16 protein-coding genes are annotated in these 20174 nt (G+C 64.0%); 3 read left to right on the top strand and 13 right to left on the bottom strand.

Annotation, left to right across the window (positions count from 1 at the left end):
- Positions 1–8: 8 nt before the first annotated feature.
- From KM031_RS10095 to KM031_RS10045, 11 genes are all read right to left on the bottom strand, one after another.
- Positions 9–341: a hypothetical protein gene (locus KM031_RS10095; RefSeq protein WP_215505766.1), complete on the bottom strand. Its 333-nt coding sequence runs from the start codon at positions 339–341 to the stop codon at positions 9–11.
- Positions 338–1420, bottom strand: a complete 1083-nt coding sequence (locus KM031_RS10090) for an EscU/YscU/HrcU family type III secretion system export apparatus switch protein (RefSeq protein ID WP_215505767.1) — start codon at positions 1418–1420, stop codon at positions 338–340. Before KM031_RS10090 ends, KM031_RS10095 begins: the two co-directional genes overlap by 4 nt.
- Complete coding sequence (locus KM031_RS10085; RefSeq protein WP_215505768.1) at positions 1417–2208, bottom strand: flagellar biosynthetic protein FliR; 792 nt, start codon at positions 2206–2208, stop codon at positions 1417–1419. The genes KM031_RS10090 and KM031_RS10085 overlap by 4 nt, the downstream gene beginning before the upstream one ends.
- Positions 2205–4277 carry a flagellar biosynthesis protein FlhA gene (gene flhA / locus KM031_RS10080; RefSeq protein ID WP_215505978.1) on the bottom strand — a complete coding sequence of 691 codons (2073 nt, stop codon included), beginning with the start codon at positions 4275–4277 and terminating at the stop codon, positions 2205–2207. The genes KM031_RS10085 and flhA overlap by 4 nt, the downstream gene beginning before the upstream one ends.
- The gene (locus tag KM031_RS10075) at positions 4277–4969 is read right to left on the bottom strand and encodes a transglycosylase SLT domain-containing protein (protein ID WP_215505769.1); all 693 of its coding nucleotides are present in this window, start codon (positions 4967–4969) and stop codon (positions 4277–4279) included. Before KM031_RS10075 ends, flhA begins: the two co-directional genes overlap by 1 nt.
- A 107-nt stretch (positions 4970–5076) precedes the next feature.
- Entirely contained in the window at positions 5077–5514 is a 438-nt protein-coding gene (locus tag KM031_RS10070) for an SRPBCC family protein (protein ID WP_215505770.1), read from the bottom strand.
- A 203-nt stretch (positions 5515–5717) separates the two neighbouring features.
- The gene (gene xylA / locus KM031_RS10065) at positions 5718–7019 is read right to left on the bottom strand and encodes a xylose isomerase (protein WP_215505771.1); all 1302 of its coding nucleotides are present in this window, start codon (positions 7017–7019) and stop codon (positions 5718–5720) included.
- Between the two features lie 12 nt (positions 7020–7031).
- Entirely contained in the window at positions 7032–8474 is a 1443-nt protein-coding gene (xylB, locus tag KM031_RS10060) for a xylulokinase (RefSeq protein ID WP_215505772.1), read from the bottom strand.
- Positions 8474–9232, bottom strand: coding sequence for an ATP-binding cassette domain-containing protein (locus KM031_RS10055; RefSeq protein WP_215505773.1), 759 nt, complete (start codon positions 9230–9232; stop codon positions 8474–8476). The genes xylB and KM031_RS10055 overlap by 1 nt, the downstream gene beginning before the upstream one ends.
- A 12-nt stretch (positions 9233–9244) precedes the next feature.
- Complete coding sequence (locus KM031_RS10050) at positions 9245–10564, bottom strand: sugar ABC transporter permease (RefSeq protein WP_215505774.1); 1320 nt, start codon at positions 10562–10564, stop codon at positions 9245–9247.
- Between the two features lie 149 nt (positions 10565–10713).
- Positions 10714–11739: a substrate-binding domain-containing protein gene (locus KM031_RS10045; protein WP_215505775.1), complete on the bottom strand. Its 1026-nt coding sequence runs from the start codon at positions 11737–11739 to the stop codon at positions 10714–10716.
- Positions 11740–11952: 213 nt separating this feature from the next.
- On the opposite strand from KM031_RS10045, the gene KM031_RS10040 reads away from it, so the two are divergent.
- The 3 genes from KM031_RS10040 to KM031_RS10030 all read left to right on the top strand — a co-directional run bounded on the left by KM031_RS10040 (position 11953) and on the right by KM031_RS10030 (position 18998).
- Positions 11953–13230 carry an ROK family transcriptional regulator gene (locus KM031_RS10040; protein WP_215505776.1) on the top strand — a complete coding sequence of 426 codons (1278 nt, stop codon included), beginning with the start codon at positions 11953–11955 and terminating at the stop codon, positions 13228–13230.
- A 120-nt stretch (positions 13231–13350) separates the two neighbouring features.
- Complete coding sequence (locus KM031_RS10035) at positions 13351–15168, top strand: autotransporter assembly complex protein TamA (protein ID WP_215505777.1); 1818 nt, start codon at positions 13351–13353, stop codon at positions 15166–15168.
- Positions 15168–18998 (top strand): translocation/assembly module TamB domain-containing protein, encoded by a 3831-nt coding sequence (locus tag KM031_RS10030; RefSeq protein WP_215505778.1) that lies wholly within the window; start codon positions 15168–15170, stop codon positions 18996–18998. The genes KM031_RS10035 and KM031_RS10030 overlap by 1 nt, the downstream gene beginning before the upstream one ends.
- Here the strand turns inward: KM031_RS10030 and KM031_RS10025 are convergent.
- Together KM031_RS10025 and KM031_RS10020 are read right to left on the bottom strand one after the other, a co-directional pair.
- On the bottom strand, positions 18992–19846 hold the full coding sequence (locus KM031_RS10025; protein WP_215505779.1) for a YihY/virulence factor BrkB family protein: 855 nt from the start codon (positions 19844–19846) through the stop codon (positions 18992–18994). The two genes, KM031_RS10030 and KM031_RS10025, sit on opposite strands and share 7 nt — an antisense overlap.
- Positions 19847–19934: 88 nt before the next feature.
- Entirely contained in the window at positions 19935–20150 is a 216-nt protein-coding gene (locus tag KM031_RS10020) for a hypothetical protein (RefSeq protein ID WP_215505780.1), read from the bottom strand.
- Between the last annotated feature and the right edge of the window lie 24 nt (positions 20151–20174).

Genomic DNA, 20174 nt, shown 5'->3' with positions numbered 1-20174 from the left:
AGGTCACGTCACAGCGTCTTTTGCAGGCCAAGCCTGCGCAGAACCTCGGCCTTGCCAAAGGTGATGCGCGCCGCGTCCTGACACTGCACCCATTCCGCCATCTGTCGTGCCAGACAGAGGTTCAGCTCTGCCCGGCGCTGATCGGCCCAGCGTGTATAGGCGATCTCGGCCTGCGCCTGGATCAGCGGCGCAATATCCTCGGCCGGTGGGGCCGCAAGCCCCGCAATCAGATCACGCGTTTCCTGACAGCGCTGATCGGCCCGGCGCAACGCCTCCAGACTCTGGTCGCGCATCAGGGCGGCCAAACCCGACAAGGCGCGCAATTGCGTGATCCGGTTCACCGCCTGCGCCCTTTCGCCTGTTTGCGCATCGCCTCGGCAAAGCGAATGGCGGCGGCCACTGCCTTGAAATGCTCGCGCTGGATTTCTGCGCCGATCTCGACCGTGGCATGCAAAGTGCGGGCGGTGGGCGGATCGCTGTGGATCGGCACACCATTCTGCGCGGCCTGCTGGCGGATCTGCGCCGCCATGGCATCCACACCTTTTGCCACACAGATCGGGGCGCGCCGCGCCTGCCTGTCCCAGGCCAGCGCCACGGCGTAGTGGGTCGGGTTCACGATCACCACATCGGCCTTGGGCACATCCTGCAACATCCGGTTCATCGCAATCTCTTGCCCACGTTGGCGGCGATGCGATTTCGCATGCGGATCCCCGTCCGAATCCTTGTGTTCTTCCAGCATATCCTGCCGCGACATGCGGTTGTTGCGGCCATGTTCGAACCATTGCCACAGGTAATCAAACCCACCGATCACCGCCGCAATCAGCAGCACGATCAGCAGAAAATCCACCAGCAGCCGGAACAGCACGGCGGTGCCCGCCAGCGGCGTCAGATAGAGGGTGCCCAGCATCTCATCCAGCCGGGCCAGCAGAAACGCGCCGAGGATCAGCGCGACAAGGCAGAGCTTCAGGCTGTTTTTCGCAAATTCAACCAGACCCGCCCGCCCGAATTTCTGGGCGGCTGTGGCCAGCGGCGAAATGCGTGACAGCTTTGGCATCAGATTGTCCGGCGTGAACACATAGGCGCGCTGCACGGCAACCATCAGCAGGACGGCGCAGGCGGGCAGGAGGATCAGCGGTGCCAGCCCCAGCGCAACCTGCGACAAGATCCCCGGTACAGCGGCGCGCGCACCGTGGTGCATCAGCCCCGCAAGCTCCCCGGCCCGGTCCAGAAACATCGCCAGCGCGGTGCCGATCTGGTCCAGCGACCATAGCCCGGCCCCCATGATGGCCAACAAGAACCCCGCATAACTTGCCGCCGTCAGCAGATCGGGCGAGCGCGGAATCCGCCCCTGTTTGCGTAGGTCGTCCAGTCGCTTTTGCGTGGCCTCGAACGGCTTGTCGTCGCTGTTGTCCTCCGTCATGGCGCGACCGTCAACGGGTCGGCCACAAATACTGCAAAAGCCGCCAGCCAGACCGACAGGATCAGCGGCGCGGCCACCGCAAACAGGACGAGCCCGCCCCATGTCAGGGCCGGGGCTCCGATGAAAGCCACCATCAGTTGCGGCATGGCGCGATTGATGATGCCCAGCGCAACATTGTAGAGCAACGAGCCGATCACGAAGGGGGCGGCGAGCGAGAGCGCAAGGCCAAAGGCGCGCGTCACCTGATGCAGCCCCCATTGCGCGACATCCGGCGCGTGCAGCATCTGTCCAGGCGGCAGCATCTGGTAAGACAGGATCAGCAGCTCCGCCGCCTGCACATGCAGCCCCGCCGAAACGGCAAGCGCCAGTGCCGCCAGCGTCAGGATATTGCCGATCACCGGCTGCGGCTCGGCCCCAGCCCCAGCCCCAGCCCCACCGAGCAATTGCGCCAGCGAGGTGGATTGCGCGATGATTGTCCCGGCAATCTGCAAGGCAAAGACAAAAAAGCGTAGGCCCAGCCCCAGAAAACAGCCGATCACCGCCTCGATCACCAGCGGTGCCATCGCCAGCCCGGCCGCCACCGGCACCCGGTCCAGCACCGCCGGGCCGGTGATGGCGGTAAAGGCCAGTGCGATTGCCAGCTTTACCCGTTGCGGCACCGTATGTTCGCCAAATGCGGGTAAAAGCGCCACTGCCGCCGCGACCCGCATGAAGACATGCAGATAGGCCAGCAGCACCGGCTCGGCAGCACCGGAAAGCTGGGTCAGAAGGGCCATCAGATCCGTCATGCAGGCACCACGCCGATCATGGCCGGCCGGGCCTCCATCCCGATTTCCTCATAGGAGAGAACCGGCGCGGTCAGCCCTTTTGCGCCCAGAACCGTGCGCAGGAAGCGCCGCCGCAGCGTGGATGTCACCAAGGCAGGATAGACGCCAGTTTCCGCCGCACGGGCAAGCTTTTCGGCCAGGGCATTGGCCAGCCTGCTGAACTGGTCCGGTGGCAGCGCCACGTCACGCAGGCCGCGCTCTCCCTCCATCTGATAGGTGGAAAAGGTCTTTTCCCATTCGGGGGCCAGCTGGATCAGAGGAATGGTGCCATCCTCGCGCTTCAGTTCGGCGACAAGCTGAAACCCGAGGCGCTGGCGCACATGCTCGCACACCGCCTCAGGCGAAGGCAGGCCGCGCGATTCCGCAATCGCCTCAAGGATCAGCGGCAGGTTGCGGATCGACACCCGCTCCTCCAGCAGCATGCGCAGAACCGTCAGCATCAGATCGACCGGCACCTTGTCGGGCACAAGCTCATCCAGCAGGCGGCGGTTGGCCTCGGCCCGATGCGTATCGGACATGGTGGTGAATTCATCCAGTAGGCGGCGCAAGGCCTTGAGCGTCAGCAGACGCGCCAGATTGGCTTTCAACACCTCAAGCAAATGGGTGGCCAGCACCTCGGGAGGGGCGACCACCGTCATTCCGGCAATCGCCGCCTCTTCCTGATCGTCCGGCTGAATCCAACGGGCCGGGGCGCCATAAACGGGTTCGCGCACATCCAGCCCTTCCGGCGGCGCGATCCCCTCTGCGATCAGAACCAGCACCCGGTCGGGGATCAGCCGGTCACGTACACGTTCCACCCCTTGCAGGCGGATGCGATAGGTGCCGGGCGGCAAGGCGGCATCATCGGTCAGCCGGATTTCTGGCAGGATAAGCCCATAGCCCGTGGCAATATGGGTGCGCATGTTGTGGATCCGCGCATCAAGACCCGTGGCCGGATCCAACACCATTGCAACGAGGTTGGACGCGAATTCGATGTGAATATCGTCAAAATCGAGGATGTCGCCCATGGATTTCTGCACAAGCGGGGCCATGGCCAGATCTGTCGGCGCGGCGGGGGCTGCCGCCTTGCGCGCACCCTGATAGGCCGCAAAGCCGAGCGCCGCCGCCCCCAGCATGAAGGGCAGGAACGGCAGACCCGGCACCAGCGCAAACAACGCCAGCAGCACCGCAACGGTGCCCAGCGCCGCCGGGTATTGGCCAAGCTGATGGAAGAACGAGATGTCGACCGCACCCTTTGCCCCGCCCCGGGCCAGCAGAAGCGCCGCCGCGACAGAGATGACCACGGCAGGGATCTGGCTGACCAGCCCGTCACCGACCGTCAGAATGGCATAGGTTTCAAAGGCTTCACCAACCGGCATCCCATGCACGAGGATACCCATCACCAGCCCCATCACGATATTCAGCAGGGTGATGAGCAGACCGGCAACGGCATCGCCCTTCACAAATTTCGACGCGCCATCCAGCGAGCCGAAGAAGTTCGTCTCGGCCAGTTCGCGTTCCCGCCGCGCCTTTGCTTCGGCATGGTCGATGGCGCCCGCCGCCATATCGGCATCAATCGCCAGCTGCTTGCCGGGCATCCCGTCCAGCGCAAACCGTGCCCCCACCTCGGCCATGCGCCCCGCGCCTTTGGTGATGACCATGAAATTTACGATCAGCAACACGCAGAACACCACAAGGCCCAGCAGCAGATTGCCGCCCATGATGAAACTGGCAAAACCTTCGATCACATGGCCGGCGGCATCGGTGCCGGTATGGCCCTGCCCGATGATCAGCTTGGTTGACGAGACGTTCAACGACAGGCGCAGCATCAGCGAGGCGAGAAGGATGGTCGGGAACGCCGAAAAATCCAGCGGTCGCTCCACGAATAGCGTCACGGTGAACATCAGGATTGCCAGCGCGAAAGACAGGGCCAGCCCGATGTCCAACAGCCAGGTCGGCACCGGCAGAACCATCATCGCAATCACCGCCATCAGCGCAAAGGCCAGCAGAACGGTGGGCCGGAACAGGGTGCGGGGCGACAGATCCAGCATCATGGCACCGCCGCGAACAGGGCTGCCCGGCCCGTGAATTGCGGCACGATGGAGCCGCGCAGGGCCGCGCCCTCGCCCGCCATCAACAGCGGAAAGCTGTTCTGGCGCGGGGCGGACCCGGTCGGCGGCGCGTGATCCAGTCTGGCAATCTGGAACGGTGCCAAACCGGACAGGATCTCGTCAAACCGTGCCATATATCGCGTGGCCGGGCCTTCGCTGCCAGAGTGATAGGCACCCGCCGCCAGAAGCCAGTCGCCGGTGATCTGATATTTCTGCGCCAGATAGGCCGCCGCATATTGCGCGTTGCGATCCGGGTCGAACATGCTGTCGAGGCTCGGGAAAGCCGCAGAATGCCAATGGTGATTGAGCTGGAAACAGCCAATATCCAGATTGCTGACCCCAAGGCTGATCTGACTGGTCACAAACGCCGCCGCCTCGGCCGCATTGGGAAACCAATAGCCCTCGCCGCCCTGATTGACAGCCCAGGGCCAGGGTTCAAGCCTGCCCCCCGGCCCTGCCCGCCCGGTTTCCGTCCGGGTCAGGGCGCGCAGGATTTCAATCGGAACCCCTTCGGCCAGCGCCGCCCGCTCTGCCGCCTGATCACAAAGTGCCGCATCGGTAGTGCGGGCGATGGCGGGGCCGCAGATCAGGAGCAGCGCGAAAAAGATCAGATGGACGGCATGTAAGGGCATGGGTTCGGGCTCTTTGAACGGGCGGCACCAGTGCTGTGCCGCCCCATCCTAGGGACCGAATCTTTCCAAGACGTAAGCAGCGGCCCAAAGCCCCTGCCCCGCCGCTGTCAGGCGTGGGCCTTTTGCAGCTCGGCAGCGAGACGGGCGAAAAACTCGCCGCTCAACCGCTTGGCCGTCTTGTTGATTACGAAAGAGCCGAGAGTCGCGAAAGACACGTTGATCGACGCCTTGATCTTGTAGGTCAGCAGCGTGCCACCTTCGGCGGGGGTCAGCACGATCTGGGACGTGCCGGTGGCGCGCTGCCCCACCATGCCGACCAGCGTCAGCCGGTCAGGAGCAGACCGGTGCTGATGCTGCAGGCGGGCAACGATGTCTTTCTGTACGAAAGCGATGTTGATATGAACTTTGGCCAGCATCTCGTCGGGCGATTTGCGCGTGATTGCGGTGCAGCCAGGAATGCACCGCTGCAACATGCCCGGATCGTTAAGCGCCTCCCAGACCGCCTGCTGCGGGGCTGCGATGAACAGGCTTTCTTCCATTTCCATGACCGACATCCTTCGACGCACAAGACAGCTGGCGCATCCATCCTCCGAAGCGCCAGCAACATTCCGGCCATTTCAGGGGATTTCAGCATGGTGGCAAGGGGGGCGGCTTAAACCACAGGGGGATTGAGCGGATTTTGTGGCAAAAAGCCGTGATAACGGCCGCGCGCAAGGCTGCGCGCGGCCAAATACGGAACAAAACCGGATCAGACGAAGCGGTTCCAGAGGTTCTCCAGCCGCTCTTGCCGGCCCGATTTCGGCTCCGGCTCCAGCCCTTCGGCGGTGACGCGGGCGGCAGCGGACTCCAGCCCCCCTGCCAGCATCGCCTGTGCCGCCGGGCTTTGCCAGCCAGCGTAGCGGTCGGCCCGCGCCGCCTCCAGCCCGCCATCCTCCAGCGCCGCTGCCGCCGCCTTCAGCGCCCGCGCGCAGGTATCCATGCCACCGACATGGGCGAGGATAAGATCTTCGGCATCAAGGCTTTGACGGCGCACCTTGGCATCGAAATTGGTGCCACCGGTGGTATAGCCGCCCGCGCGCAGGATCTCATAGAAGGCCAGCGCCTTTTCGGCATGGTTGTTCGGGAACTGATCGGTATCCCAGCCGGATTGGTAATCGTTGCGGTTCATGTCGATCGAACCGAAGATGCCAAGCGCCGAGGCCAGCGCGATTTCATGTTCAAAGCTGTGCCCGGCCAGAATGGCGTGGCCCTGTTCGATATTGACCTGAACTTCCTTTTCCAGACCGAAATCCTTGAGGAAGCCGTAAACCGTGGCCACATCGTAATCATACTGATGTTTGCTCGGTTCCTGCGGTTTCGGCTCGATCAGGATCGCGCCTTTGAAGCCGATCTTGTGTTTGTATTCGACCACCTGTTGCAGGAAGCGGCCCGCATGGGCACGCTCGGCCTTGAGGTCGGTGTTCAGCAGAGTCTCATAGCCTTCGCGCCCACCCCAGAGCACGTAGTTCTGCCCGCCCAGCTTGAACGTGGCATCCATGTTTGCCTTCACATTCGCGGCGGCATAGGCATAGACATCCGGGTCGGGGTTGGTGGCCGCGCCCGACATCCAGCGTTTGTGGCTGAACATATTGGCAGTGCCCCACAGAAGCTGGGTCTTGTGATTGGCCTGCTTTTCCCCAAGGTAATCAACGATTTCTTCCAGATTGCGCAGGGTTTCAGCGAAGGTCGCGCCTTCGGGCCGCGCATCGGCGTCGTGGAAGCAATAGAAGGGCGCGCCAAGGATGTCGAACATCTCGAAGGCCACATCGGCCTTCAGCTTGGCCAACGCCATGCTGTCGCCGAACCACGGGCGGTCAAAGGTCTGGCCGCCGAACGGATCGCCACCCGGCCAGGCAAAGCTGTGCCAATAGGCCACGGCAAAGCGCAGGTGATCTTCCATGCGTTTGCCCAGCACAACCTCATCGGGGTTATAGTGGCGGAAGGCGTATTCGTTGCTGCTGGAAGGCCCCTCATATGCGATTTGCGGGATGCCTTTGAAAAAGTCGGTCATGGATTCGGTCCTTTAGGAGCTCAGGCTGCGCAGCGCGGATTGGGCGGCGCGATAGCGGGCATGGCCCGCGTCGAATGCGTCAAGAAGCGCGTTGTCGGGTTCGATCACCCGCGCGATGGGCGGCAAGGTAGCGATTTCGGCGCCGGCGCCGGTGGCGGCCATCATGGCCAGACGGGCAGCCCCGAAGGCACCGCCAAAATCCCCGGCCTTCGGCAGCATGACCGGCACATTGAGCGCGGTAGCAATGGCCGTGAGCCAATAGTCAGAGCGCGAGCCGCCGCCGACTGCGATCAACCGCTCCAGCCGTGTGCCGGTGGCGGCCAGCGCATCGCGGCAATCGCGGATGGCAAAGGTCACGCCTTCCAGCACCGCACGGGTGCCTGCCGCACGGTCGGTGGCATGGTCCAGCCCGAAGAATGCGCCGCGAATGGCCGCATCGTTCAGCGGCGTGCGCTCGCCGCCCAGATAGGGCAGGAACAGCGTCTTGCCGGGGGCCTGCACGCCTGCCAGCTCGCCGGTCAGGGCAGCGGCATCCCGATCCACGAATCGGCCATACCAGTTCAGCGCATCACTGGCGGCAAGAATCACCCCCATCTGGTGCCAGGTGCCGGGCAGCGCATGGCAGAACGTATGCACCGCCGTTTCGGGCGCGGGCTGATAGCCGTCATTGGCGGCAAACAGCACCCCTGAGGTGCCAAGGCTGACAAAGGCGTCGCCCGCTTTCACCACACCGACGCCCACACCGGAGGCGGCATTGTCGCCACCGCCGCCCGCGATCACCACGCCAGACGGCAGGCCCCAGCGCGCAGCCAGCGCCGGGCGAAGCTGGCCTGACACCGCAGACCCTTCCACCAGACGCGGCATATGCTGGCGCGTGAGGCCGGTGGCCATCAGCAGGTCATCCGACCAATCGCGCGCGCCGGTATCCAGCCAACTGGTGCCCGCCGCATCCGACATTTCGGCCACATGCTCGCCCGTCAGCCACAGCCGCAGATAATCCTTCGGCAGCAGCACCTTGGCGACGCGATCCCACAAGGCGCGTTCGTGCTGGCGCACCCAGTTGAGCTTGGGGGCGGTAAAGCCGGGGAACACGATATTGCCGCTGATGCGCCGGAACATCGGGTCGTCATCAAGCTCGGCGGCCTCGGCATGGCTGCGGGTGTCGTTCCACAGGATACAGGGGCGCAGCACTTCATCGGCACTGTCCAGCAGGGTCGCGCCGTGCATCTGGCCCGACAGGCCGATGGCGGTGACACCCGCCAGACTGACCTGCCGCGCCAGCGCATCCAGCACAGTTTCCGCCGCCGCAATCCAGTCGGCGGCGGATTGTTCGCTCCATCCCTCAGCCGGGCGGGACACCGCCAGTGCGGCGCTGGCTTCTGCCAGCACCGACTGCGTGTCATCCATCAGGATGCCCTTCAGCCCCGAGGTTCCCAGATCCAGTCCGATATACATCATACGGCCTGTGCGGGTTTCTTGCCCATGATGATCATGCCGAGAATGTCGTCATCCGTCACCTCGTTCACATTCACCGTGCCGACGCGCTGGCCGTTCTTCATCACCACCGCGCGGTCACACAGATTCATCACCGCGTGAATGTCATGCTCGATCAGGAAAATGCCCAGACCCTGCTTCTTCAGCTCCTGGATCAACTCGGCCACCATCTGCGTCTCATGCGGACCAAGCGCGGCCGTGGGTTCATCCATGATCAGGATCTTGGCGTTGAAATACACCGCCCGCGCGATGGCCACCGACTGCCGCTGACCGCCCGACAGCGCCGAAACCGGCACGTTGAACTTGCGGAAGTTGGGGTTGAGACGGCCCATGATCTTGCGGGTTTCCGCCTCCATCGCCGCGTCGTTCAGGAACCCGCCGGGGCCGACGATTTCGCGCCCCAGAAACAGGTTGGAGGCGGCATCCAGATTGTCGGCCAGTGCAAGCGTCTGGTAGATCGTCTCGATGTTGTAGCTGCGGGCATCGCGCGGGTTGTTGATCTCGGCTTTTTCGCCATTGATCATGATCTCGCCCGCATCGGCCTTGTAGGCCCCCGACAGGCATTTGATCAGCGTCGATTTGCCCGCGCCGTTGTGGCCCAGCAGCCCGACCACTTCGCCCGGATAAAGATCAACCGTGACGTTATCGACCGCCTTGATGCCCCCGAAGGAAATCGAGATGTCGCGCAGCTCGACAAGGGGTGTTCCTGTATTGGTCATGGCATTGCCCCCTTATTTCGTTTTCTTGCGGTACAGAATGTCGACATAGACCGCCAACACCAGCACCACGCCGACCACGATGTTCTGCATCGCGGCGTCAAAGCCGATCAGCACCATCCCGGTTTGCAGCGACTGCATCACCAGCGCGCCAAGGATCGCGCCATAGATCGTGCCCACCCCCCCGGCGAGCGAGGTGCCCCCGATGACGGCGGCGGCGATGACATAAAGCTCGTCCAGCGTGCCCAGCGCATTGGTGGCCGAATTCAGACGGGCCGAGGCCACGACCGAGCTGAGGCCGGTCAGAAAGCCCATCAGCGCGAAAATCTTCACCGTCATCCAGCGGGTGTTGATCCCCGACAACTCTGCCGCATCCGGGTTGCCGCCGATGGCGAACACATAGCGACCAAAGCGGGTCCGGGTGGCGAGGATGGTCATGAAGATGCCCACCGCAATCAGGATCAGCACCGGAATGGCATAGCCATGCGAAATGAACATGCCGCCTTCAGGCACGGTCATGTTATGCGCCGCCGCATATTGGGCCACAATCCCCTTGGGCCAGGGATAGGCATTGACCAGCAGGGTCGCACCAATCGCCACGGCACAGCCAAGCGCACCAAGGAAATATTCCGCCCACATCGGACGCTGGGCAAAGCCGTGTTTGGCGCGTTGTTTGCGGCCATTCACCAGCATCCACAGGATGGCGGCGCAGGCCAGCAGGCCGACGATCCAGCTGCCCACGGCCCCGACCGAGCCATAAGGCCCGCCGCCCAGCAGCACGAAGGTGGAATCCACCGGCGAAATCGTCTCGCCGCGCGCCACAAGGAACGCCGCCCCGCGCCAGACCAGCAAGCCGCCCAGCGATACGATGAACGACGGAATACCGCGATAGGCGATCAGCCAGCCATGAAAGGCGCCGATGCAGGTGCCCAGCGCCATGCCGACCGCCGCCGCAATCACCCAGATGAGCGGGTGGCCGAGGCCAAGGTAATCCGGCAGGATATAGACCTGCACCATGCCCATGACGATGGCGCAGAAGCCCAGCACGGATCCGACCGACAGGTCGATGTGGCGGGTGACGATCACCAGAACCATGCCCGTGGCCATGATGCCGATCGAGGCGGTCTGAACCGACAGGTTCCACAGGTTGCGCGGGGTCAGGAAAGAGCCATTGCCCTTGGCGACAACGCCAAACATATGGAACCCGATCCAGATCAGCACGAGCGCGCCGATCATGCCCAGAAGGCGGGTGTCGATCTCGGTCGCTTTCAAAAAGCGGCCCACCGGGCTCAGATGCTGGTCTGCTCCGGGTTTTGAGGTGGGGGATGATGTCATGTGTTCGTCCGGCACTACGGGTGAAAATGGGGTGTGCAGACGGTCAGGCAGAGGGGCCAAACCCCGCCGGGCCTATTCGCAGCAGTTTGCGGCCGCCGGCCGCGAAAGTGCCCGGCATCAACCTTTGGCCGATGCCGGGCGGGCACGCCTTACTGGCAGGCCGCAACGCCTTCGGCGGCGCCTTCGCAAGCCTGCTCTTTCGAGATGTGGCCCGCGTCGATCACGAGGTTCAGCGTGTCTTTGGTGATCGGGGTCGGTTGCAGGAAGATGGCGCTCATTTCAACGCCCTTGTCGCCGCCCGACCATTTGGTCGCGCCTTCGACGGCCTCCATCGCCGTGCCACCGGCCAGAGCCGAGGCAATCTCGGCTGCGGCTTTGCCAAGCTGACGCGAGTCTTTCCACACCGAAACGGTCTGGGTGCCACGCGCCACGCGGTTCAGTGCGGCAAGGTCGCCATCCTGACCACCGATCGGCACGTTCATGCCCTGTGCCGACAGGGCGGCAATCGCGCCACCGGCCATGCCGTCATTCTGCGCCAGAACGGCGTCGATCTCGTTGTTGTTGGCGGTCAGGAACTGCTCCATGTTCGCCTGTGCCGCATCCGGCTTCCAGCCTTCGGAGAAGGCTTCGCCGACGATCTTGATCTTGCCGGCCTCCACATCCGGGCCGATCACTTCCATCATGCCTTCCAGCAGGAAGGTGGCGTTCGGATCACCGGGGTCGCCCTTGATGATGGCGTAATTGCCTTCGGGCTGCACGGCTTTCACGGTTTCCGCGATGATCTTGCCCACACCCTTGTTGTCAAAGGTCAGATAGAAGGCGCGGGAATCTTCGATCAGGCGGTCATAGCCGACGACCGGAATGCCTTCGGCAGCGGCCTTGTCAACCGCCGGGCCAATCGCGTCCTTGTCCATCGCCAGAATGATCAGGGCATTGGCACCCTGCGCAATCAGCGCCTCGACATCGGTCAGCTGCTTCGCGGCCGAGGCTTGCGCATCGGCAGAAATATAGGTGTTGCCTGCCGCTTCCAGTGCGGCCTTGATCGCAGCCTCGTCGGTTTTCCAGCGCTCCTCCTGGAAATTCGACCAGCTGACGCCGACAGTCAGGCCTTCAGCCAGTGCCGCCGACGAAAACCCAGCTGCCGCGATGACCGCGGCGATCAGTGCGTTACGCATTACTATCCTCCCTATGGATGCGGCCAGCGCATGGCCGGTCCGACGGATTCGTCGGCACAAAAGGAAATTGCCGATAATAAATTCAGTTGTCAAAATAAAAGTAATAGTAGAACCTGAAAGAGCCAAAGTTTCTTGCAGATTTTCGCTGCTACGCAGCAATTTTCGGGCAGGATTGACCCCGCCTGGGCAGTTTTTTATTCGGAGGCCGAACTAATGATGGTACGAGACCCCAAAGAGCCGGGCACAGATGACCATCGCGGCTGCGGGCCGCTGATTGCGCCGCTGTCGGAACAAACACGTCCGCTGCGTCAGCAGGTGTTTGAACGGGTGCGCGCCGCCGGGCTGATCCCGCGCGTGCAGTTGGCCAAGGAACTGGCAGTGTCGCCCGCCTCGGTGACGACCATCACGCAAGAGCTGATCGAAGCCGGGCTGATCGAAGAGGTCGCCGCGCCCCGCGATGGCGACCAGGGGCGAGGACGGCCCGCCGTCGCACTGGGCGTGCGGTCCGGCGCGCATCTGGTTGCGGGCATGAAACTGTCAGACCGCGAACATACGGCGGTGATCGTCGATTTTTCAGGACGGCTGATTGCGGATGATGTGATCAGCCGCCGCCCCGGCGCGATGACCCTGCCGGAACTGCTGGCCGCGATGGATACGCTGTTGACCCGCGTTTGCGCCAAGGCGGGTCTCACCCCGCGGGATCTGACGGCAATCGGCCTTGGCGTTCCGGGCTTTGTCGATTGCGAACAGGGCATGGTGCTGTGGTCCTCGGTGCTGGTCGAACGCGGTGTGGCACTCAGCCAGGCGGCATCGGCGCGGCTGGGTCTGCCGGTGCATTTGGACAATGACGCCAATCTGGTGACGCTGGCCGAGCTGTGGTTCGGGGCCGGGCGCGCCCTGTCGGATTTCGCGGTGGTCACCATAGAACATGGCGTCGGCATGGGGTTTGTGCTGAACCACCGCATCTATCGCGGCGCCAAGGGGCTGGGCATGGAACTGGGCCATACCAAGGTGCAGCTGGATGGCGCGCTCTGCCGCTGTGGCCAGCGCGGCTGCCTTGAGGCCTATGTGGCCGACTATGCCCTTGCGCGCGAGGCGACCACCGCCCTGAACTGGAGCCACAAGGAAGGCCAGTCGATCAATGTGCTGCTGGAAAGCCTTTATGACCATGCCAAAGCGGGCAATACCGCCGCGCGGTCGATCTTTCGCCGCGCAGGGCGTTATCTCGCGGTCGGCCTGTCCAATGTGGTGAACCTGTTCGACCCCTCGCTGATAATCCTGTCGGGCGAGCGGATGCGCTATGACTATCTCTATGCCGCCGAGACGTTGGCAGAGATGGAGCATCTGGCGATTTCCACCGGACGCCCCAAACCCCCGATCGAAATCCACGCCTGGGGCGATCTGCTCTGGGCGCATGGGGCGGCGGCACTGGCGCTGTCAGAGGTGAGCGAACGCCTGCTGGCCCCCTCGCGCGAGATTGCGGCACAATAGGCGCGGATCGGCCTGCTATCGGCCCGCAGGGAAAGAATTGATCCCCGTCGATTCGGTCGCGCATTGAGGTTGCACAAGCAAGCTGCAATACTTCCAGATGCTGCTTCGGGGGATCTACGCGTGTCAGAGTATCGTTACCGACCCATTTTCGGCGCTGCGGGGCTTTTTGCCCTCGCCTGTGTGTTTTCCGCGCTTCCGGTCGGGGCCTTCGAGCCGGTCGAATTCAAGGTTTCGGGCGGCAGCAAGTCGCTCGAAAGCGATCTGCGCAGTGCCTCGCTGGTGCTGGCCGCCGAACGCGATGGCAAGGTGGCCGCCGAAGACATCGTGTCAGCGGCCCGTGCCGAATATGGACGGCTGATCAATGCGCTTTATGCCTCGGGCTATTACGCGCCGGTGATTCACGTTCTGGTGGATGGGCGCGAGGCCGCGTCGATTGCACCGCTGGAGTCCCCCGCACAGGTCGGCCGGGTGACGGTGACGGTGGAAACCGGCCCGGCCTTTAAATTCTCTCAGGCCCGCGTTGCCCCCCTGCCCCGCGATACCGAAATGCCCGAAGGCTTTGCCACCGGCGAGCGTGCCCGCAGCGGTCTGGTCAAGGATGCGGTGCAGGCCGGTGTGGATGGCTGGCGTGGCTATGGCCATGCCAAAGCCCAGGTCAGCGCACAAGATGTTGTGGCAGATCACAAAACGAATACCCTTTCTGCGCAGGTCGCTCTGGACCCCGGCCCAAGGTTGCGCTTTGGCAAACTGGTGGTCGAGGGCGAACAGCGGATGCGCGAACGGCGTATCCACAAGATCGCGGGCCTGCCGGAAGGCGAGGTCTATGACCCCGAAGAGCTGAAACGCAGCGCCGACCGTCTGCGCCGCACCGGCGTGTTCCGCTCTGTCTCGCTGGTCGAGGATGACACGATCACGCGGCCCGATCTCTTGGGCATCACCGCGACCGTGGTCGAAGAAAAGCTGCGCCGCTATTCCATCGGGGCCGAGGTCGCCAGCTTTGAAGGGCTGGACCTCACCGGCTACTGGCTGCACCGCAATCTGCTGGGCGGTGGCGAACGGTTCAAGGTGGATGGCGAAATAAGCAATATCGGCGCGCAGAAAAGCGGGATTGATTATGCCATCGGCCTGACACTGGACCGGCCCGCCACGCTGACGCCGGATACCACGCTCAGCCTGCACACCGATCTGGGCCATCTGGATGAAGAGGATTACCGCGCCGATGTCTTTGCGCTCGGCTTTACCTTCAGCCAGTATTTTTCCGAACAGCTGACCGTGCGCGCCGGGCTGGAATACAATTATGCCAAGGTCGATGATGAAATCGACATCTACACCTACAAACATCTGGCCCTGCCGCTGGGCGTGACCTGGGACACGCGCGACGAAAAGCTGGATGCGACAAAGGGGTATTATGTCGATGCCGAATTCCGCCCTTTCCTGGGCTTCGGCACCACCGACAGCGGCGCAAGGGTCAAGGCCGATGGCCGCGCCTATGTGACCTTCGGCGAGGCGCGCCCGGTCACGCTGGCCGCACGGGCACAGATCGGGGCGGTGTTCGGCTCTGATCTCATCGCCACACCGCGCGACTATCTGTTCTATTCCGGCGGCGGCGGCACCGTGCGCGGGCAACCCTATCAGTCGCTGGGCGTGGATCTGCGCAAGATCTATGGCGACAAGATCGGCGGCACCGCCTTTGCCGCCGTCTCGGGTGAGGTGCGGGCGCGGGTGACCGAAAAGATCGGCGTCGTGGGCTTTGTCGATGCAGGTTACGTCAGCCCGCTCGATTTCTTTGACGAGTTCGGCGACTGGCACGCAGGGGCGGGGCTTGGCATCCGGTATGACACCGGCTTCGGGCCAATCCGCCTCGATGTGGCCGCCCCTGTGGGCGGCGACACGGGCGAAGGTGTACAGATTTACGTTGGTATTGGGCAGGCCTTCTGATGAAACGCGTTCTTGCACTCGCCCTTTGCACCCTGCCCTTCGCGGCGGTGGCGCAACAGGATGACCGTGGCTATCTGACCGCGCTGCTTGAGGACAATCTCTCCGGCGCGGGGCGCAAGATCACCATCACCGGCTTTGAAGGCGCCCTGTCCTCGCAGGCGCGTATAGCCGAGCTGACGATCGCCGATGACACAGGTATCTGGCTGACCCTGCGCGAGGTGGTGCTGGATTGGAACCGCTCGGCCCTGCTGGCGGGGCGGGTGTCGGTCAATACGCTGACCGCTGCCGAAATCATCGTGGCGCGGGCACCGCAGACCACGGCAGACAGCAGCCTGCCCGCCCCCGAAGCGTCGGGCTTTGCGCTTCCGGAACTGCCGGTGTCGGTGAATATCGGCAAGGTCGCGGCAGAGCGGATCGCGCTTGGCGAAAGCCTGCTGGGCCAACCCTTTGAAGGGCGGCTGGATGCCGCGCTGTCGCTGAACGGGGGCGAGGGCGAAACCGTTCTGACGCTGGAGCGGACGGATAGCGGCCCGGATGGCCGGGTGGCGCTGACCGCCTCTTACGCCAATGATACGCAGGTTCTGGCGATTGATCTGGACGCAAGCGAGGCCGCAGACGGCATCGCCACAACCCTGCTGGGCCTGCCCGGCGCCCCGGCGGTGGAGCTGACCGTCAAGGGCGAAGGCCCGATCAGCGATTATGCCGCCGATATCCGGCTGGCCTCGGATGGCGATGAACGTCTGACGGGCCGGGTGGAGGTGGGCACGACCGAGGCAGGGGCCACGCAATTCGCGGCCGATCTGGGCGGCGATCTTGCACCGCTGTTCCTGCCTGCCTATGCCGAATTCTTTGGCCCGAATGTGCGGCTTTCCGCCTCGGGCCTGCGCGAGGTGACGGGCCGCCTGTCGCTGGAGCAATTCGATCTGCGCACCAAGGCGCTGGAGCTGGGCGGCGCTTTGGTGATTGCCGCCGATGGCCTGCCCGAAAGCTTTGTGCTCAAGGGTCAGCTGGGGCTGGATGGCACCCCTGTTCTGCTGCCGCTGACCACCGAACAGCGCACCTCGCTGACCCATGCCGACCTCGCACTCAGCTTTGATGCGGCGCAGGGCAGCGGCTGGACCGGAACCGTGACGATGACCGGTCTGGATCGCGCCGATTTCACCGCACGCACGGCGCAGCTGACCGGCGGGGGGCAGATTTCGCGCGGGCAAGGCGCGGGCCGCGCGGATGGGACGCTCGATTTCACTGCCGAGGGGCTGGCCGCCACCGATCCGGCTTTGGCCAAGGCGCTTGGCACCGCGCTTGCAGGCAGCGTCAGCTTTGCCTGGCAAGAGGGTCGCGACGGGCTGGATCTGCCGAAGCTCAGCCTGACCGGGGCCGATTACGGCTTTGATGGCAGCCTCAGCATAGCCGGACTGGCCACTGGCCTGACCGTGACGGGGCAAGGCGAGGCCCGGCTGGATGATCTGAGCCGCATCGCCGATCTGGCCGGGCAGCCGCTGGCCGGGCGCGCGGTGGCGCAGCTTTCTGGCGAAGGCGCGCTGCTGGCGGGCAGTTTCGATGTTACCGGTCGGGTGCAGGGCACCGATCTGCGGGCAGGCATTGCCGAAGTGGACAACCTGCTGTCTGGCGCGTCGACCATTGATCTGTCGGTGCGGCGTGATGAAACCGGCACCCTGCTGCGCCAGCTTGATGTGGTGGCCAACAGCCTGACGGCCAAGGCCAGCGGCAGCCTTGCCTCCACCGGCAGCGATATTCGCGCCGATCTGGCCTTCACCGATCTAGCCGCTTTGGGCGGCGCGTATCGTGGCGCGCTGACCGGCACCGCCCGCTTTACCGGCACGCCCGAGGCGGGCACCGCCACGCTGGATGCGCGCGGCAACGCGCTGGCCATCGGTGTGCCCGAGGTCGATCAGCTGCTGCGCGGCGATTCGGTGATCAGTCTTGAGGCCGGGCTGGCCGGCGATCAGGTCGATCTGCGCAAGCTGACCGTCAATGCCGCCAGTCTTGATCTGGCGGCGCGGGGCACGCTGAACCCGGCGGGGCATGATCTGAACGCCGATCTGAATTTCCGCGATCTGTCGGCCCTTGGCGGTGGCTATCGCGGCGCGATGACGGCACACGCGCAGTTCAAGGGCACGCCCGAGCAAGGCAGTCTGACGGCGACGGCGCGCGGCACCGCGTTGCGCATCGGACAGGCCGAGGCGGATCGGCTGCTGGCGGGCGAAACGCAGCTTGTGGCCGATCTGGCGCTGCGCGGTGGCCGGATCCAGATCAACAAGGCGAGCCTTGCCAACCCGCAGCTGCGGGCCGATGCGACCGGCGCGATTGAGGGCAGCCGTCGCCAGATCGACCTGCGCGCCGAATTGCTGAACCTGGCACTGCTGTTGCCGGAATTTCCGGGCCGGCTCAGCGTCAATGGCACGGCGGTCGATGATGGCGCGGGTTATCAGCTCGATCTGGCCGGGCAAGGGCCGGGGCAGATCAATGCCACCGTCAAAGGCCGTGTTGCGCAGGATTTCAAATCGGCGGATCTGGCCTTGGCAGGTGCGGCGCAGGCTGGCTTGGCCAATGCGTTCATCGACCCGCGCGCGGTGTCTGGCGGGCTGCGCTTTGATCTGCGGCTGCGCGGGCCACTGCAACCTTCTGCCCTGTCGGGCCGTGTAACCTTGAGCAATGGCCGCGCCAGCGATCCGTCGCTGCCCTATGTGCTGGAAAACATTGCGGGCACGGCCGATCTGGCAGGCGGGCGGGCGACGCTGGCCTTTACCTCGGGGATCAGCACGGGCGGCACTGTCACCCTGTCGGGCACCGTCGGCACGGCGGCCCCCTATGATGCCAATCTGACCACCGCCTTGCAGCAGGTGCAGCTGAAAGATCCGCAGCTTTACCAGACCCGCCTCAATGGTCAGGTCACGGTGCGGGGCGCGCTGCTGGGCGGGGCGGTGATCGGCGGCGACATCGTGCTGAATGAAACCGAGCTGAAGATCCCCTCCACCAGCTTTGGCGCGGCGGCGGGTCTGGATGAGCTGCGCCATGTCGCAGAATCCGGCGATGTGCGCGCCACCCGCGCCCGCGCCGGCCTGACCGGCGACGCGGCAGCCGAGGCTGGAGGCGGCAGTGCAAGTGGCCGCGCCTATCCGCTGGACCTGCGCATTTCCGCGCCGCAACGGGTGTTCGTGCGCGGGCGCGGCCTTGATGCCGAACTGGGCGGCGAATTCCGGGTGCAGGGCACCACGGCGAATGTCGTGCCCTCCGGCGCGCTCAATCTGGTGCGCGGGCGGCTGGATATTCTGGGCAAGCGGCTTACGCTGTCCGAAGCGCTGTTGCAGCTGGAGGGGGATTTTGACCCCTATCTGCGCGTGCTCGCCTCGACCGAAAGCGATGGCATCATCAGTTCCGTGCAGATCGAGGGCCGCGCCACCGAACCCAAGGTCAGCTTCGTCTCACAGCCGGAACTGCCCGAAGAAGAGGTTCTCGCCCGGCTGCTGTTCGGGCGCGATCTGACCTCGCTGTCGGCATTTCAGGCGGCGCAGCTTGCGAGCGCCGTGGCCACGCTGGCGGGCAAGGGTGGTGACGGGCTGGTGGGCAAGCTCCGCAAGGGCTTCGGGCTGGATGATCTGGATATCAGCACCGATGCCGAGGGCGATACCTCGCTCAAAGCCGGTAAATATATCTCGAAGAACACCTATACCGAAGTCGAGGTCGATCAGGACGGCAAGGCCAAGATCAGCCTCAACCTCGATCTGACCGATACCCTGACCATCCGGGGCGCGGCGGGTGCGGATGGGGAAACCAGCCTCGGGATCTTCAAAGAGAAAGATTACTGATCAGGCACCGGGGGCAAGCCGTCCTCGGGCACCATCGCGCGTTCGGCATCCACCGCCGCCCCGATCAGCACCGCATAGGCGCTGAAATAGAGCCACATGAGCAGGATCACCACGGCACCGATGGAGCCATAGACCTGATTGTAATTGTTGAAATTCGCAAGGTAGATCACAAAGCCGCGCGACACGATGAACCACAGGACCAGCGCCACCAGCAGGCCAAGGGTGAACAGCTTCGGGCTGTGGTGATGATCGGGGCGATTCGGGCCAAAGCGATAGGTCAGGGCAAGCCCCAGCACCAGAAGCGACAGGGACAGCAGCGTATTCGCAACCTCCAGCACCAGCGCGGTCATCGGGCCAAGCGGCAGCAGCGCGATCACCACCGGGGCCACAACGGCGGCCACAAGCGCCGCGAGGGCAATCGCCACCAAGACCAGAGTGAGAATCAGCGCCAGCACGATGCTTTGAAACCCGTCGCGGTCGGGCTGATGATGCACCGCGTTCAACCCCGAGATCATTCCCGCCACACCGGCACGCGCCGACCAGAAGGCAATGGCAAGCGACACCAGCGTCGCCCAGCCGAGATCACTGCTATTGGCCCGCAGCAAGGCCTCCACCTGCCCGTTCAACAGCGAAAAGGCATCGCCCGGCAAAATATCGGCCAGCAGCGCCATTTCCTGACGGATGATGGTGGGATCGGCGGCAAAGCTCCACAGCGCAATCACCGTGGCAATGGCCGGAAACACGGACAGGAAGCCGAAAAAAGCAACCCCGGCAGCGATCATGCCCAGATTGGCACGTGTGGCGCGGGCAAGAACCCTTTCAACGCGGGTTTTGAGACGTTTCAGCATCAACCTGGGATCATAGGGGCACAAAATGGAAAGGGCCCGCATAACGCGGGCCCTTGCAAGCGTCCGGCAGAGCCGAGCGCCTTTTCGATTAGTGGCTGCCCGAGGACAGAGCAGCTGCAACCAGTGCAACGCCTGCAACAGCGGCAACAACCGAGCCAGCGCCGCCGAGCGAACCCGAGGAAGCCGGTGCAACAACAGCAACCGGGGTCGGTTCGACTTCAACGACGACCGGGCCGCCAGCGAAAGCAGCCGAAGCCGAAACGACGAGAGCGGAAGCAGCGAGGAGGGCGGAAAGCTTGTTCATCTTGGTCTCCAAAAAGTCAGAAGG

The organism is Gemmobacter fulvus (genome assembly GCF_018798885.1).
Lineage (GTDB): Bacteria > Pseudomonadota > Alphaproteobacteria > Rhodobacterales > Rhodobacteraceae > Gemmobacter > Gemmobacter fulvus.
The sequence above is the reverse complement of the archived record's forward strand: the minus strand, read 5'-3'. Positions and strand labels throughout refer to the sequence as shown.